Origin of the sequence: Pseudomonas sp. (genome assembly GCF_030150285.1) — a bacterium.
Classification (GTDB): domain Bacteria; phylum Pseudomonadota; class Gammaproteobacteria; order Pseudomonadales; family Pseudomonadaceae; genus Aquipseudomonas.
The window spans coordinates 27,150-42,355 of record NZ_JASLGE010000061.1; the positions used below are offsets into that span (position 1 = coordinate 27,150).

A 15,206-nucleotide genomic window follows, 5' to 3' on the forward strand; every position below is an offset into this window, starting at 1 on the left:
GCTGATGAAGTCCTTTGAAGTCAATTTTGACGGTTTAGTGGGGCCGACCCATAACTACGGCGGTTTGTCATTTGGCAACGTCGCTTCCCAGAGCAACAGTCAGCAGGCCTCCAATCCGAAGGAAGCGGCGCTGCAAGGCCTGGAAAAAATGAAAGCGCTGATGGACATGGGCTTTGTCCAGGGCGTTATCGCCCCTCAGGAGCGCCCCGACGTTGCGGCCTTGCGCAGCCTGGGCTTTGGCGGTACGGATGCGCAAGTCATCGAGCGCGCGGCCAAAGAGGCCATGCCGTTACTGGTTGCCAGTTGCTCGGCCTCCAGCATGTGGGTCGCGAATGCGGCGACGGTCAGCCCCAGCGCCGACACCGCAGACGGTCGCGTACATTTCACGGCGGCCAACCTGAACTGCAAATACCATCGCAGCATTGAGCACCCCACCACCAGCCGAGTGCTGCGGGCAATGTTTGCCGACCAGCAGCATTTTGCCCACCACGCGGCCTTGCCGGCGGTGGCGCAGTTTGGCGATGAAGGCGCGGCCAACCATACGCGCTTTTGCCGCGATTACGGTCAGGCCGGGGTGGAGTTTTTTGTGTACGGGCGTAGCGCGTTCGACAGCCGTTACCCGGCACCGCAGACATACCCGGCCCGCCAGACACTCGAAGCCTCCCAGGCCGTAGCGCGCTTACACGGGCTGAGCGAAGAGGGCGTGGTGTTCGCCCAGCAGAACCCGGCCGTTATCGATCAGGGCGTCTTTCATAACGACGTGATCGCCGTGGGCAACGGCGAGGTGTTGTTCTATCACGAAGATGCGTTTCTCAATACCGAACCCATGCTGGCCGAGTTGCACGGCAAATTGGCTGCCCAAGGCGCGAATTTTCAGGCCATCTGCGTGCCCCGCGATCAGGTGGCGGTCGAAGATGCCGTGCGCTCTTACTTGTTCAATAGCCAGCTGTTGAGCCGTGCCGATGGCTCGATGCTGTTGATTGTGCCGCTGGAGTGCCGCGCCAATACGCGCGTGTGGCAGTACCTGCAAGGCCTGATCACTGCGGGCGGACCGATTCGCGAAATCAAGGTGTTCGACCTCAAACAGAGCATGCAGAACGGCGGCGGCCCAGCGTGCCTGCGGCTTCGCGTGGCACTGAATGAAACGGAGCTGGCCGCGGTCAACCCGGGAGTGATTTTGACCCCGACGCTCTACGACTCACTGACCCGCTGGGTCAACACCCATTACCGCGATGCCTTGCGTGAACGTGACCTGGCTGACCCGCAATTGCTACTTGAATGCCGCGCGGCATTGGATGAATTGACGCAAATCCTTAAACTGGGCGCGGTATACCCATTCCAGATCAATTGATCTACGGCGTGCATGCGCTTTAATCAACCGTGCACGCCATTTCCCCCTGCGATGAGAACGAAATTATGAGCGATTCCCTGCAACTGATCCTTGAAGACACTGACGGCACGCAACTGCAAACCACCTGCACCCGCGTTGCGGTCATGTGGCAGGGCAAAGAGCTGTGGATCCAGCAAGACGGCCGTGGCCAACTGTTGATCGGTGTAGACGTTGAAGAAGGTGACGCCGAATACGCCAACCTGCTGCTGCGCCCTCTGGCGACCAACCTGGTGAGCCTGCAACTGGAAATGGAACCGGCTGACATGGGCGATGACGAAGACGGTCACGTGCACGGCCCGGACTGCAATCACTGATTAAGGATGCCCTATGCTCGCCCTCGGCAAACTGCTTGACCTGACCCTGGCCGGACGTGAGCCGGCCGAGAAGACTCAACTGACTGTCGACGGCGTGCGCATGCGCTGGCTGGCCGAGGGTGCACTTGAAGTGCGTCCTCCCGAGGCGCGTGACAGCGGCCTGGATGTGCTGCTGTCTGCTGGCATTCATGGCAATGAAACAGCGCCCATTGAATTGCTCGATCGCTTGTTGCAAGCCATCGCACGGGGCACCATCAAGCCTCGGGCCCGTATTCTGTTTCTGTTCGGCAACCCCGGTGCCATGCGTACCGGGGCCCGCTATCTCGAAGAAGACCTCAATCGCCTGTTCAATGGCCGCCACGAAAGTAGCAGCGGCCCTGAAGCCCTGCGTGCGTGCGAGCTAGAGCGTTTGGCGCATGCGTTTTTCAATGTCGAGGGCCGCACCCGCCTGCATTACGACCTGCACACGGCCATTCGCGGCTCCAAAATCGAACAGTTCGCGCTGTACCCCTTCAAGGAAGGCAGGGCCCACTCCCGGAATGAATTGGCCCGTTTGCAGGCAGCAGGAATGGAGGCCGTGCTGCTGCAAAACAAGCCGTCGATCGTGTTCAGCGCGTATACCTACGACCGGTTGGGGGCAGAAGCTTTTACCCTGGAACTGGGCAAGGCGCGGCCGTTCGGGCAGAACGCCGGGGTCAATGTCGAGCGCCTTGAAACGCGCCTGACGCACATCATCGAAGGCACCGAGCCGGCGCTTGAAGATGTCTCCTTAAAGGGCTTGCAGCTGTTCCGCGTGGCCCGCGAAGTGATCAAACACAGCGATGCGTTCACCTTCAACCTGGCGGCCGATGTCGAGAATTTCAGTGTGTTGCCCAAGGGCTATGAGCTGGCGCGAGACAGCGGTGACACGACGTGGGTGATCACAGAGGACGGTGCGCGGATTATTTTCCCTAACCCCAAAGTCGCCATTGGCTTGCGGGCGGGCATTATCATCGAACCGGTAAACGCGCAGGCGTTCGTGTAGCCACAGCCTGCAGGAGCGAGCTTGCTCGCGATCTTTTGATCTTTAACACGGTGTCGCCTCGTCTTCTGCCTATCCATTGCTGCGGTTACGGCCACTTAAGGTTTCGGCTTTACGCCGTGGGCCCGCCGCGATCGGCCATCCCTGGCCGTGTCGCGGCTAACCCGGCACCCTGCCGGGTTAGCCACTGCGCAAAACCTGCGTTCGGCCAGCGTGGTTTAAGGGGGCCCTTAGATCAAAGGCCAGATCAAAAGATCACGAGCAAGCTCGTTCCTACAGGTCTTGCTTCGTGGTCCCGCTGCGTAAAACCGGCGCGAGACCCGCGAGGCTCAAGGGGTAGCCGCTCACGCGTAGGAGCAATCGACCGGCTGCTTCTACAAAGGGAGCGGGCGGGTTATCAAATCGTTACACGGCGCGTTTTTGCTGAGTCTCCAGGCGTTTGATGGCCCGGACTTTTTGCAGCGTGTCGACGCAAGTTTTTGCCGCTTCCTGACCCTTGTGCACAAAGTGGTCAAAGAAAAACTTCTGGTGCTCTTCGCCCGCGTGGAAGTGGTGCGGCGTGAGGCTGACCGAGAACACCGGCACTTCGGTTTCCAGCTGTACCTGCATCAGGCCGCTGACCACGGACTGGGCCACGAAGTCGTGACGGTAAATCCCGCCATCAACCACCAATGCCGCGCCGACAATACCGGCGTAGCGCCCGGTTTTGGCCAACAGCTTGGCGTGCAGCGGGATTTCAAAGGCACCGCCGACTTCAAAGAAGTCGATATCGCTTTCCTGATAACCCTGCACCAGCATCTCGGCCAGGAAGCCCTTACGGCTCTGGTCAACAATCTCTTTGTGCCAGGAGGCCTGGATAAACGCGACGCGCTCGTTGTGATGAATTGCGGTGGGTTGCATGTTCTGACTCCTGTTTGTGTGAAAAACAGGGCATATGAATCGAATGGGATTTAAGGGTACGTTCAGGCACAGTGCACGTGATGTGCAAACATCGGTGCTGCCCGGATAACGGCCCTTTGGCGCCAATCCCGTTCTCTCTTCATCCGGACTATGACCGTCGGCCCCGGGATCACACCGGGTCTGCTGACCTTGTTATGCCTCAGCCAAAGGATGAAGGCATGCCAAGCGCTCGCGGGCTATGCGCATTGCGCGCAATTACCGCCGGTGGGGAGTTACACCCCGCCCTGAGAACGTTGCCACCAGCTTTTCTGACGGCGGGCATTTTGTATCACAAATATTTCAAAGATGCATGGGGGGCTTTCTGCTAATAGACATCGATTTTTCAGATGGCTTTATCCGAAGGTCCTGACGCGGTAATTTGAAGGCTGTGACCACGTCACTGAAAATATGTGTGAAAGACATTCCCCCGATGAGCCTCCGTTGCTCATCCTATTGCCGAGGCGTTCTTGATGACGGTTATCGATCTTCGTAGTGACACCGTGACCCTGCCCAGTTGCGGTATGCGTGAGGCCATGGCCAATGCGCCGTTGGGTGACGATGTGTATGGCGAAGACCCTTCAGTGAACGCGCTGGAGTTTGAGCTGGCGGGGCGTCTGGGGTTTGCCGAGGCGTTGTTTGTGCCCACTGGCACCATGAGCAATTTACTGGCGTTGATGGCCCATTGCGGGCGCGGCGATGAATACATCGTCGGCCAGCAGGCCCACACCTATAAGTATGAAGGCGGCGGGGCGGCCGTGCTGGGCTCGATTCAACCACAGCCGCTGGAGATTCAGGCCGATGGCTCGCTGGACCTTGAACAGGTGGCTGCGGCAATCAAGCCTGATGACTTTCACTTTGCCCGTACCCGCTTGCTGGCGTTGGAAAACACCATGCAGGGCAAGGTGCTACCCATGGCGTACCTGGCCTCCGCGAGCCGCCTGACCCGCGAAAAGGGCCTGGCGCTGCACCTGGACGGTGCGCGGCTGTACAACGCGGCGGTCAAGCTGGGCGTGGACGCGGGTGATATCACCCGTCACTTCGATTCGGTCTCGGTGTGCCTGTCCAAAGGCCTGGGCGCGCCGGCGGGTTCGGTGCTGTGTGGCACCGCAGAATTGATCGGCCGGGCGCGGCGGCTGCGCAAGATGGTCGGCGGTGGCATGCGCCAGGCAGGCCAGTTGGCGGCTGCCGGGCTGTATGCACTGGACCACCAGGTCGCTCGCCTGGCCGACGACCACGACAATGCGCAGGTGTTGGCGCAGGGGGTGCAAGCGGCCGGTTATGAGGTGGAGCCGGTGCAGACCAATATGGTGTATGTGCAACTGGGTGACCGCGCCGAGGCGCTCAAGGTGTTTGCCCACGAACGGGGGATCAAGTTGAGTGCCGCGCCGCGCCTGCGTATGGTCACGCATATGGACGTCAGCCGAAGCCAGATTGAGCAAGTCATCGCGGTTTTGAGCGAATTTAACCGGCATTGAGTGTGCAGGCCGTCCAATTGCGTGTGCCTATCGTATAAACACGCTGTACCCAAGGCGAAGGGCCGATATAATGCGGCCCTTTGCGAGTCGCACTGTCGACGACATTATTGACTTGCCTCTGGCCGCAGCCTCCGTGGAAGAACCTATGAAAAGCGCAGAAATCCGTGAAGCCTTCCTTCGCTTCTTCGAGGAGCAAGGTCACACCCGTGTCCCTTCCAGCTCCTTGGTGCCGAATAACGATCCGACCCTGCTGTTTACCAACGCGGGGATGAACCAGTTCAAGGACTGCTTCCTGGGTCAGGAAAAACGTGCCTATACCCGTGCAACAAGCAGCCAGAAGTGCGTGCGTGCCGGTGGCAAGAACAGCGACCTGGAAAACGTCGGTTACACCGCGCGCCACCACACCTTCTTTGAAATGCTGGGCAACTTCAGCTTTGGCGACTATTTCAAGAAAGACGCCATCAACTTCGCCTGGACCTTTCTGACCGGCGTGTTGAAGCTGCCTAAAGAGAAGCTTTGGGTGACGGTCTACGCCAGTGATGACGAAGCCTATGACATCTGGACCCAAGACGTGGGCGTGCCTGCCGAGCGCATGATCCGCATTGGCGACAACAAGGGTGCGCCTTACGCGTCCGACAACTTCTGGACCATGGGCGACACCGGCCCATGTGGCCCCTGCACCGAGATTTTCTACGATCACGGCCCGGATATCTGGGGCGGCCCACCCGGCTCACCCGACGAAGACGGCGACCGTTACATCGAAATCTGGAACAACGTGTTCATGCAGTTCAACCGCACCGCCGATGGCGTACTGCACCCGTTGCCAGCGCCGTCGGTAGACACCGGCATGGGCCTGGAGCGGATCAGCGCGGTGATGCAACACGTCAATTCCAACTACGACATTGACCTGTTCCAGAGCTTGCTCAAGGCTGCCGCGCAAGCCATTGGTTGCGAGAACGAGGGCCAGTCGTCGCTCAAGGTTGTGGCGGACCATATCCGTTCGTGCAGCTTCCTGATCGCCGACGGTGTATTGCCGTCCAACGAAGGCCGTGGCTATGTGCTGCGCCGCATCATTCGTCGAGCATGCCGCCACGGCAACAAACTGGGTGCCACTGGCAACTTCTTCTACAAAATCGTCGCCGCGCTGGTGGCCGAGATGGGCCAAGGCTTTCCTGAGCTGGTACGCGAGCAGGCTACTATCGAGCGCGTACTCAAGGCCGAAGAAGAGCAGTTCTCCAAGACGCTTGAGCAGGGCCTGAAAATCCTTGAGCAAGACCTGGCCGACCTCAAGGGCACCGTGGTACCGGGCGATGTGGTGTTCAAACTGTATGACACCTACGGTTTCCCGATGGACCTGACGGCGGACATCGCCCGCGAGCGCAACCTGACCGTAGACGAAGCCGGCTTCGAGCGCGAGATGGAAGCCCAGCGTGTGCGTGCCCGTTCGGCCAGCGCATTTGGTCTGGACTACAACACCCTGGTCAAAGTTGACGTACCGACCGAGTTCATCGGTTACAGCGCTACTCAGGCCCCGGCCAAGGTGGTTGCCCTTTATAAAGAAGGCCAGTCAGTGACGGCCTTGAACGAAGGTGACGAGGGCGTGGTCGTGCTCGATCAGACCCCGTTCTACGCCGAATCGGGCGGCCAGGTCGGTGACTGCGGTTACCTGCAGGCCGGTGCTGCGCGCTTTGACGTGCGTGACACCACCAAAACCGGCGGCGCGTTCCTGCACCACGGTGTGGTGGCGGCGGGTGGCCTGAGCGTGGGCGAAGCCGTTGACGCACACGTTGACGCCGATGTGCGCCATGCCACGGCCCTGAACCACTCGGCCACTCACTTGCTGCATGCCGCGTTGCGCCAAGTGCTGGGCGAGCATGTGCAGCAGAAAGGTTCGTTGGTCGACAGCCAGCGCCTGCGCTTTGACTTCAGCCACTTCGAAGCGATTAAGCCAGAGCAGATCAAGGCGCTGGAAGATATCGTCAACGCTCAGATCCGCAATAACACGGCCGTTGAAACCGAAGAAACCGACATCGACACCGCCAAGCAAAAGGGCGCGATGGCGCTGTTCGGTGAGAAATACGGCGACAGCGTTCGTGTGCTGAGCATGGGCGGCGACTTCTCGGTAGAGTTGTGCGGCGGTATCCACGCCCAGCGCACCGGCGACATCGGCCTGATGAAAATCATCAGCGAAGGCGGTGTTGCGTCTGGCGTGCGTCGTATTGAAGCCGTCACGGGCGCTGCGGCGCTGGCCTACTTGAACGCGGCCGAAGAGCAGCTCAAGGAAGCCGCCAGCCTGATCAAGGGCTCGCGTGACAACATGCTCGACAAATTGGCCGCTGTGCTTGAGCGCAACCGTCAGTTGGAAAAGCAGCTTGAACAATTGCAGGCCAAGGCCGCAAGCGCCGCCGGTGACGATCTGTCATCCTCGGCGGTGGATATCAAAGGCGTGAAAGTGCTGGCCGCTCGCCTGGACGGCCAGGATGGCAAAGCGCTACTGGCGCTGGTAGATCAGCTGAAGAACAAGCTCGGCCGTGCGGTGATCCTGCTCGGCAGTGTTCATGAAGACAAGGTCGTACTGGTTGCAGGCGTAACCAAAGACCTGACTGGCCAACTCAAAGCCGGTGATTTGATGAAACAGGCCGCTGTGGCAGTGGGCGGGAAGGGCGGTGGTCGTCCGGATATGGCGCAAGGCGGCGGTGTTGACGCCAGTGCCCTGGACGCTGCGCTGGCTCTGACTGCGCCATTTGTCGAGCAGGGTATCTGAAGTCCAGAACGCGCCATCGTCTAGTGATGGCGCGTCGTTTGAATGATAAATGGGCGCCCTTTAGGGGCTGAGGCTGCTTTGAAATGGCTTTGATCGTACAAAAATTCGGAGGCACCTCGGTCGGCACTGTCGAGAGAATCGAGCAGGTCGCCGATAAAGTTAAGAAGTTTCGCGAAGCCGGTAATGACTTGGTGATTGTGCTGTCTGCGATGAGCGGCGAGACCAATCGCCTGATCGACCTGGCCAGGCAAATCAGCGATCAGCCGTTACCCCGTGAGCTGGATGTCATCGTGTCCACGGGCGAACAGGTAACGATTGGCCTGCTGGCAATGGCGTTGAACAAGCGCGGCGTGCCTGCGGTGTCTTACACCGGCAGCCAGGTGCGTATCCTCACGGACAGCTCGCACACCAAGGCCCGTATTCTGCAGATCGACGATCAAAAGATTCGTGCCGATCTGAAGGCCGGGCGCGTGGTGGTGGTGGCAGGCTTCCAGGGCGTGGATGAGCACGGCAATATCACCACGCTGGGTCGAGGCGGTTCCGACACCACGGGCGTGGCGCTGGCGGCAGCCTTGAAGGCGGATGAATGCCAGATTTACACCGATGTTGACGGTGTTTACACCACGGACCCGCGCGTAGTGGCGCAGGCGCAGCGTCTGGAAAAAATCACCTTCGAAGAAATGCTGGAAATGGCCAGCCTGGGTTCCAAGGTGCTGCAAATCCGGGCGGTCGAGTTCGCTGGCAAGTACAACGTTCCGCTGCGCGTATTGCACAGCTTCAAAGAGGGGCCAGGCACCCTCATTACTATTGATGAAGAGGAATCCATGGAACAGCCGATCATTTCGGGCATCGCTTTTAACCGCGACGAGGCCAAGCTGACCATTCGTGGCGTGCCGGATACCCCGGGCGTGGCGTTCAAGATTCTGGGCCCTATCAGTGCGGCGAACATTGAAGTCGACATGATCGTGCAGAACGTGGCGCACGATAACACCACGGATTTCACCTTCACCGTGCACCGCAACGACTATCAGGCCGCGATGCTGGTTCTGGAAAACACCTCGCGTGAGATCGGTGCGCGCGAAGTGGTTGGTGACACCAATATCACCAAGGTATCCATTGTAGGGGTGGGCATGCGCTCACACGCCGGGGTTGCCAGCCGCATGTTTGAATCGCTGGCCAAGGAGAGCATCAACATCCAGATGATCTCCACATCGGAGATCAAGGTCTCGGTGGTGATTGAAGAGAAGTACCTGGAGCTGGCAGTGCGCTCCCTGCACACCGCTTTCGAGCTGGATGCACCTGTTCGTCAGGGCGAGTAGCGCGTAACACCGAGGGGCGCGGTTGAGCCGCGCCCTTTGCTTTTATGACAGATGCGAATGAAGGCCACGTGTTTCATTCTGTTGGTCAATACTAAGGAGCGGCGGGCTATAGCTATTTAGCGTATAGGCCGAAGCCCTTTTTTTTTGCAAACTGTTATTCCTGAAATGAAAAGCATGAGGAGAGACGTATGCTGATTCTGACTCGTCGGTGCGCAGAAAGCCTGATCATCGGTGACGGCGAAATTACTGTGACCGTGCTCGGTGTCAAAGGAAACCAAGTGCGCATTGGCGTCAATGCTCCCAAGGAAGTCGCGGTACACCGTGAAGAAATCTACCAACGGATCAAGAAGGAAAAGGATGAAGGACCAAGTCTCTAATTTTATTTAAGTTTTTAGTTGCATGCGGGGAAAAGGCTAGTTATTATACGCCCCGTGTTGCGGAGAGCTGGCCGAGTGGCCGAAGGCGCTCCCCTGCTAAGGGAGTACACCTCAAAAGGGTGTCGGGGGTTCGAATCCCCCGTTCTCCGCCATTATTCATGTAGCACGTTCGAATCTAGCCCGTTTCAGTAAGTTGTTGAAATTATTGAAAAAAGTACTTGGCAGAGAGATTCAACGCTCTATAATACGCAGCTTCAAATGCACTCGTAGCTCAGCTGGATAGAGTACTCGGCTACGAACCGAGCGGTCACAGGTTCGAATCCTGTCGAGTGCACCATTTAAGAGTTAGTTGCTCCGGCAGTTAACTTGGCTTCAACCAGGGTGGTCTGGTTTAACAAACACACCTTGCACTCGTAGCTCAGCTGGATAGAGTACTCGGCTACGAACCGAGCGGTCACAGGTTCGAATCCTGTCGAGTGCACCAAACACCAAAAAGCCCACATTTATGTGGGCTTTTTGCTGTCTGCGATTTGCGCTTTGCGCTTTCTATGAGGCCTTCCTGGTTGCAGAAGGGGTGTCATGATGCAGGCTTCTATCGGCTTTACTCTGGCCATGGGATACCCGTCTGCGCTCCCTTGGTTTTGTAGCGCTGACTGAAAAAACCGAAAGGTCGGGAATTATTTACGAGCGCATGTGCTCTGACTCAATAATGACGCGTCGCAGATTGACCGTTGCGCCAAATGCTCGCAGCGCCTGCGCAAGGGTTTCAGAGCGGCGTGATTATTTAACATCATTAATTTTTAAGCCGTGTATGATTGCGCCCGACAGTCCCGCCGGGGCTTGTGGAATACCTCCATGGACTTACCCAGTAGACACTCAGCATCCCGTTTTCCCAATCATGAATTAACTGATTGATCCTTCCGGCGTGCCCTGCTGCTGGGAGTGGAGTTCGCCTATGACCGAAGTTGAAGTAAAGAAAACGCAAGACAGCCTGCAAAGCCGCCTCGCTCAAGTTATCGAGCTGCTCAATCGCCAGCGTGTGGTCGAAGACCTGACTCATCGTCAGGAAGGCCATCACCATGACCGGGTCGAGAACCTGGTCCACCGGCAAAACCTTGTTGAACTCCAGCGTAAGCTGGAAGATCTGCACTCCGCCGACGTTGCCTACATCCTTGAAGCATTGCCCCTGGACGACCGTCTCACGGTCTGGCAGTTGGTCAAGGCTGACCGTGATGGCGACATTCTGCTTGAAGTGTCTGACTCGGTACGTGAAACCCTGATCGCCGACATGGACGATCACGAACTCCTGGCAGCGGCCAAGGAGATGGATGCTGACGAACTTGCTGACCTGGCCCCTGAGCTGCCGCGAGACGTCATCCATGAGCTGATGGAGACCCTGGACGCCCAGCAGCGTGAGCGTGTCCGCTCCGCACTGTCCTACAGTGAGGATCAAGTCGGTGCCCTGATGGACTTCGAGATGGTCACGATCCGCGAGGACGTCAGCCTTGAAGTCGTTTTGCGTTACCTGCGTCGTCTCAAGGAACTGCCGGGTCATACCGATAAATTGTTTGTGGTCGATTACGACGGCGCGCTAAAGGGTGTGCTGCCGATCAAGCGCTTGCTGGTCAACGACCCCGACAAACAGGTTTCCGAAGTCATGGCCAGCGACCCGGTGAGTTTTCACCCGGACGAAGACGCCTACGATGCTGCACAGGCGTTCGAGCGTTATGACTTGATCTCGGCCCCGGTGGTCGACAAGAACGGCAAACTGATTGGCCGTTTGACCATCGATGAAATGGTCGACCTGATTCGTGAGGAAAGCGAAAGCGAAGTCCTCAACATGGCCGGTCTGCGCGAAGAGGAAGATATTTTCGCTTCCGTGTGGAAATCCCTGCGTAACCGTTGGGCGTGGCTGGCAGTCAACCTGATTACCGCGTTTATTGCTTCACGGGTGATTGGCCTGTTTGAAGGCTCGATTGAAAAGCTGGTGGCCTTGGCGGCACTGATGCCCATCGTGGCTGGTATCGGCGGTAACTCCGGCAACCAGACCATCACCATGATTGTGCGCGCCATGGCGCTCGACCAAGTCAACACCGGCAGTACTTCGCGCTTGATGCGCAAAGAACTGGCGGTGGCCTTGATCAACGGCGTGGTGTGGGGCGGCGTGATCGGTGTGGTCGCCTACTTGCTGTACGGCAGTTGGTCCTTGGGCCTGGTCATGACGGCAGCCATGACATTGAACCTGCTGCTGGCTGCATTGATGGGGGTTCTGATTCCCATGACGCTGGCCAAGCTGGGGCGCGACCCGGCGATGGGGGCCAGCGTGATGATCACCGCCATGACAGACAGCGGCGGCTTCTTCATCTTCCTGGGGTTGGCAACCATCTTTCTGTTGTAAATGTCTGCGGCGGCTCGGGTATCAACCTGGGCCGGCCATAGGCGGTGCTTATGCCTGAGCATCGCCCATAAAAAAGCCAGCTAAATGCTGGCTTTTTTGTGCCTGGCTGAATCAGGACGCGTCAGATGCTGACTCAGTATCGTGGGCGATCAATGAAACCAGGGCGTTTTGTTGGCGGTGGGACAGTTGGCGGAAGCGTTGCAGTAACTCACGCTCGTTCAGGGAGAGCTCGGGGCTGTCCAGGCGCATGCTGAGTTCTTCACCCAGGGCACCTTCTTGAATAAGGCTTTGCTCCAAACGAGCAATAATTTCAGAGTTCATGCTGCGGTGATGGTTGCGAGCCACTTCGGCAATGCGTTCGCGCATTCCGTCTGGCAGGCGTACTACGAACTTGTCAGCTGTGCGGCTGGAGTAAATTGCCTGTTTCACTGGGCGCATTATAATTAACCGGTTAGTTCAGGGGAGCGGTTCTCGGAATTGGCCGCAGGATGTGTTTTAAGACCGTCCTGCTGGCCAAATGTTCAACCTGAATTGCTAAGAGGCATGCATCATGCCTCAAGTCAGCCACTTCCCTGGCGTCAATTCTGTGACAAATATTGAACCGGATAAAGGCGTTATGCCAGCAGTGATTATGATAAATGTGCGTCAGGTTGGGTAGTTTATCTGCTTTACGGTCATTCAAAAGGTCTGAGCGGGCTTCTTGGCTTGGCATTTAGCCGCGCGAAGCCGTTTACGCCCCCCATCTTGGGCTGCGTACCGACACTGAAAAAGCCCACGGACGACATGACAAATCCAGGCTTGGCCGTTACCATGCACGCCGTTGATTGCACTGCACGCAACGTGCGGTGCATCTGATGTGTCTCAGTAGCTCAATTGGATAGAGCATCCCCCTCCTAAGGGGAAGGTTGCAGGTTCGAACCCCGCCTGGGACACCATATAAATCAAGGCTTACAGCCTGCTCACTCTGAAAGCTGAAACGTCCGTGACAGCAGGGTGACAGCAGCAGGCATAGAAACCTGAGTTTCTAATCCTCCTGCCAGGTGCTTTTTTGCGCTGAGTCAGAGGAAAAAATTTCAAATTCTTCTAGTCCAAAAATTGGACATCACTGGTCCAAAAATTGGACTTAGGTTTTCTGGTTGCGTCCGGTTACGTCAGGCCTTTGAATTAGCAGTCCAAAAAATGGACTGCTAATGACGTTTTTGAGTGTTTTGTTAGTCCAAAATTTGGACACCCTTATAATTTACCATCCATACCGACCAATACTGAGCGCTGTAGTGTGGTGCGCGTGAGGGCGTCGGGGCGTGCGCGGAATGCTACGGCAGTGGTTCGAATGAGTCGGTAACTACCGTGGATTTCTCGGGTGTTGCGAATGATGAAAGGGCACCACCCTGTGACGGGGTAGTGCCCTTGATACTACGAAAGCTTCCTTGTTTCAGGCTTGGTCGTACAGCAGCCGCACTGAGATGGTCAAGGAGCCGATCGCCAACAGGTCCATGAGGCTGCGTACGCTTGGGCGGATGTGTGAAGAGGCCGAGGCGCGCGGGCACCTGGTGCTGGCGATGAAGATCATGGAGCAAGCCGCCAAAGAGTGCGGCGACATCTACACCAATCGCCGGGCGAGAGGTGAGGCCGGGTGCGAGGTCCCAGCTACCCCGGTGCAGGTTGAATTCGTAAATTCAAGCGAACACACCCTAAAGCCATAGACGATGGCTCCCCAAAAATGGGGAAGCCCGACCTACCGCTAACGCTTCTAACGTTACTTTACCGTTACTTAACGTTAATCCGCGCCTGACAGCAGGTCGGAGCAGGTAGGTATAACGGCTCGCGTTTGAAAACACGCGGGCTCGCATTCATCGGCATTTCTGGCTCACATTAATTGCAAATGAGCTTGCATTCCACGGCGCGGGCTCGCATTTCATTGCGGCGGGCTCACATTAGCCGCAACTGAACATTCACTCGCGCAGGCTGCCTAAAAAGGCCGGAATGGCTCAACTGAGTATTCCGGATTTTCCGACGAGAACCAGCAACGCCAGGGCGACGAACAACCCGATGGAAACCCACTGCAGCATGGCCAGCTTGCGCTTGAGGCGCAAAGGGAAGCTGCTTATATCATCAGCGCTGACCCCTCCGCGTTTCAGGTAGAAGCCGGAGAAGGTTACGAAGCCGGAGATTCCGCCGATCAGCATCAAGCGTCCCCACGGACCGCCATTTCTAAGTGCTGCCAGTGCCACAACTGAAGGGCTGTTTTTGAGGTGCCCCAACATCTGATCCATGTAGACGTGGCCAACGCGCAGCGCGACCCCAATCCAGACGAACATGCAGACAAGCACCACGCCGCACAGGCCCCCAACAACGAGTTCGGCAGTGTTCATTTCGTCATCTCGTACAGGACTTCTCCCGTCATTTCACCGCCACTCCCTCCAAGTGCGCCGCCTGCTACAGACGCGCCGCCGACCAACACAATGCCACAAGCCAAGGTGGCCATACCGCCAGTGGGAACACCCAGCGCCAAGCAAACCGTACCAACTACAGGGGAGGTAAAGATCATCCCGGTAAATGCGCCGCCAGCGACACCTCCGGCGAAGCTTCCCGTCTCGGTGAACCGAATCTTCTTGCAAGCCTCGGTTTCACCAGCTGAGCACACGTCCTGAACCTTCATGTAGGAGGCCCCTCCGCCGATGGCCGTGCCGAACCAGCCGCCATATTTGACGACTTTGGCGGCCTTGGCCACCCCCTCTACGTGCGTTGCGTAGCCGGGGATCTGCTCAGGCGCGCCGGCTTTCGTCCACTGGTGCACTAGGCTGCGACTGGAGATCCCCAGCGCGCTCTTCAAATTCGGGTGATCAGGAAAGCCAATGCCCTTGCGAACCAGCCCGGTCAAACCGGTGTTAAGCTGCGCGAGCAGGCGCTTGCGCTCGACAAAAAACTCCGGTGAACGTAGGTGCCCATCCTTGAGGAAGGCGCGCTGATGCAGCGCTTCGATGTCACGCAGGGTGCCTTTCACGGCCTCCAGATTCCTGGCAAACATGGCCTCCCCCGCACCGATCGCGGTAGAACCCTGAGACAGGATGTAGTGGTCAACTAATCCCGGACACGACGTTAAGTTTTTTCTCGGCCTGAGCCGGCGTTAGCCCGCCATTAAATTGATGAGGCCGTATCCAGTTGTAGCGATGCATCAAATAATGACTGATGTCTCGTTGTGCCTGCTG

Annotated in this window: 12 protein-coding genes, 4 tRNA genes, 1 pseudogene and 1 riboswitch; of the genes and pseudogenes, 12 read left to right on the forward strand and 5 right to left on the reverse strand. The window is 57.6% G+C overall.

What is annotated here, in order from left to right:
* Positions 1 to 4 precede the first annotated feature (4 nt).
* The 3 genes from astB to astE all read left to right on the forward strand — a co-directional run bounded on the left by astB (position 5) and on the right by astE (position 2,728).
* Entirely contained in the window at positions 5 to 1,351 is a 1,347-nt protein-coding gene (gene astB, locus Q1W15_RS13920) for an N-succinylarginine dihydrolase (protein ID WP_300729495.1), read from the forward strand.
* Between the two features lie 65 nt (positions 1,352 to 1,416).
* On the forward strand, positions 1,417 to 1,704 hold the full coding sequence (locus Q1W15_RS13925) for a topoisomerase II (RefSeq protein WP_300729496.1): 288 nt from the start codon (positions 1,417 to 1,419) through the stop codon (positions 1,702 to 1,704).
* A gap of 13 nt (positions 1,705 to 1,717) precedes the next feature.
* Positions 1,718 to 2,728, forward strand: a complete 1,011-nt coding sequence (gene astE, locus Q1W15_RS13930; protein WP_300729497.1) for a succinylglutamate desuccinylase — start codon at positions 1,718 to 1,720, stop codon at positions 2,726 to 2,728.
* Positions 2,729 to 3,130: 402 nt separating this feature from the next.
* Here astE and Q1W15_RS13935 read toward each other — a convergent pair whose 3' ends face one another.
* Complete coding sequence (locus Q1W15_RS13935; RefSeq protein WP_300729498.1) at positions 3,131 to 3,625, reverse strand: 6,7-dimethyl-8-ribityllumazine synthase; 495 nt, start codon at positions 3,623 to 3,625, stop codon at positions 3,131 to 3,133.
* 126 nt (positions 3,626 to 3,751) lie between these two features.
* Positions 3,752 to 3,921: riboswitch (FMN riboswitch) on the reverse strand.
* A 213-nt stretch (positions 3,922 to 4,134) separates the two neighbouring features.
* Here Q1W15_RS13935 and ltaE point away from each other — a divergent pair.
* The 8 genes from ltaE (at position 4,135) to mgtE (ending at position 11,997) form a co-directional block, all read left to right on the forward strand.
* Complete coding sequence (gene ltaE / locus Q1W15_RS13940; protein WP_300729499.1) at positions 4,135 to 5,139, forward strand: low-specificity L-threonine aldolase; 1,005 nt, start codon at positions 4,135 to 4,137, stop codon at positions 5,137 to 5,139.
* Positions 5,140 to 5,284: 145 nt separating this feature from the next.
* A complete protein-coding gene (gene alaS / locus Q1W15_RS13945) occupies positions 5,285 to 7,903 on the forward strand; it encodes an alanine--tRNA ligase (RefSeq protein WP_300729500.1) in 2,619 nt (872 codons plus the stop codon).
* A gap of 83 nt (positions 7,904 to 7,986) precedes the next feature.
* Positions 7,987 to 9,222, forward strand: a complete 1,236-nt coding sequence (locus Q1W15_RS13950; RefSeq protein WP_300729501.1) for an aspartate kinase — start codon at positions 7,987 to 7,989, stop codon at positions 9,220 to 9,222.
* Between the two features lie 188 nt (positions 9,223 to 9,410).
* Entirely contained in the window at positions 9,411 to 9,599 is a 189-nt protein-coding gene (gene csrA, locus Q1W15_RS13955) for a carbon storage regulator CsrA (protein WP_300729502.1), read from the forward strand.
* A gap of 61 nt (positions 9,600 to 9,660) precedes the next feature.
* Positions 9,661 to 9,751: transfer RNA gene (locus tag Q1W15_RS13960), tRNA-Ser, on the forward strand.
* A 108-nt stretch (positions 9,752 to 9,859) separates the two neighbouring features.
* Positions 9,860 to 9,936: transfer RNA gene (locus Q1W15_RS13965), tRNA-Arg, on the forward strand.
* A gap of 70 nt (positions 9,937 to 10,006) precedes the next feature.
* Positions 10,007 to 10,083 (forward strand) — tRNA-Arg (locus Q1W15_RS13970).
* Positions 10,084 to 10,554: 471 nt separating this feature from the next.
* Entirely contained in the window at positions 10,555 to 11,997 is a 1,443-nt protein-coding gene (gene mgtE, locus Q1W15_RS13975; protein ID WP_300729503.1) for a magnesium transporter, read from the forward strand.
* 111 nt (positions 11,998 to 12,108) lie between these two features.
* Here mgtE and Q1W15_RS13980 read toward each other — a convergent pair whose 3' ends face one another.
* Positions 12,109 to 12,435 (reverse strand): Arc family DNA-binding protein, encoded by a 327-nt coding sequence (locus tag Q1W15_RS13980; RefSeq protein ID WP_300729504.1) that lies wholly within the window; start codon positions 12,433 to 12,435, stop codon positions 12,109 to 12,111.
* Between the two features lie 420 nt (positions 12,436 to 12,855).
* Here Q1W15_RS13980 and Q1W15_RS13985 point away from each other — a divergent pair.
* A tRNA-Arg gene (locus Q1W15_RS13985) sits at positions 12,856 to 12,932 on the forward strand.
* 1,053 nt (positions 12,933 to 13,985) lie between these two features.
* Here the strand turns inward: Q1W15_RS13985 and Q1W15_RS13990 are convergent.
* From Q1W15_RS13990 to Q1W15_RS14000, 3 genes and pseudogenes are all read right to left on the reverse strand, one after another.
* Positions 13,986 to 14,369, reverse strand: a complete 384-nt coding sequence (locus tag Q1W15_RS13990) for a hypothetical protein (RefSeq protein WP_300729505.1) — start codon at positions 14,367 to 14,369, stop codon at positions 13,986 to 13,988.
* Positions 14,366 to 15,025: a hypothetical protein gene (locus Q1W15_RS13995; protein ID WP_367280640.1), complete on the reverse strand. Its 660-nt coding sequence runs from the start codon at positions 15,023 to 15,025 to the stop codon at positions 14,366 to 14,368. Before Q1W15_RS13995 ends, Q1W15_RS13990 begins: the two co-directional genes overlap by 4 nt.
* Before the next feature lie 49 nt (positions 15,026 to 15,074).
* Positions 15,075 to 15,206 (reverse strand): annotated as a pseudogene (locus Q1W15_RS14000) (IS3 family transposase); the annotation flags it as partial.

Coding starts and splice junctions, on each gene's coding strand:
- astB (WP_300729495.1), top strand. CDS start 5: ATGAAGTCCTTTGAAGTCAATTTTGACGGTTTAGTGGGGCCGACCCAT.
- Q1W15_RS13925 (WP_300729496.1), top strand. CDS start 1,417: ATGAGCGATTCCCTGCAACTGATCCTTGAAGACACTGACGGCACGCAA.
- astE (WP_300729497.1), top strand. CDS start 1,718: ATGCTCGCCCTCGGCAAACTGCTTGACCTGACCCTGGCCGGACGTGAG.
- Q1W15_RS13935 (WP_300729498.1), bottom strand. CDS start 3,625: ATGCAACCCACCGCAATTCATCACAACGAGCGCGTCGCGTTTATCCAG.
- ltaE (WP_300729499.1), top strand. CDS start 4,135: ATGACGGTTATCGATCTTCGTAGTGACACCGTGACCCTGCCCAGTTGC.
- alaS (WP_300729500.1), top strand. CDS start 5,285: ATGAAAAGCGCAGAAATCCGTGAAGCCTTCCTTCGCTTCTTCGAGGAG.
- Q1W15_RS13950 (WP_300729501.1), top strand. CDS start 7,987: ATGGCTTTGATCGTACAAAAATTCGGAGGCACCTCGGTCGGCACTGTC.
- csrA (WP_300729502.1), top strand. CDS start 9,411: ATGCTGATTCTGACTCGTCGGTGCGCAGAAAGCCTGATCATCGGTGAC.
- mgtE (WP_300729503.1), top strand. CDS start 10,555: ATGACCGAAGTTGAAGTAAAGAAAACGCAAGACAGCCTGCAAAGCCGC.
- Q1W15_RS13980 (WP_300729504.1), bottom strand. CDS start 12,435: ATGCGCCCAGTGAAACAGGCAATTTACTCCAGCCGCACAGCTGACAAG.
- Q1W15_RS13990 (WP_300729505.1), bottom strand. CDS start 14,369: ATGAACACTGCCGAACTCGTTGTTGGGGGCCTGTGCGGCGTGGTGCTT.
- Q1W15_RS13995 (WP_367280640.1), bottom strand. CDS start 15,025: ATGTTTGCCAGGAATCTGGAGGCCGTGAAAGGCACCCTGCGTGACATC.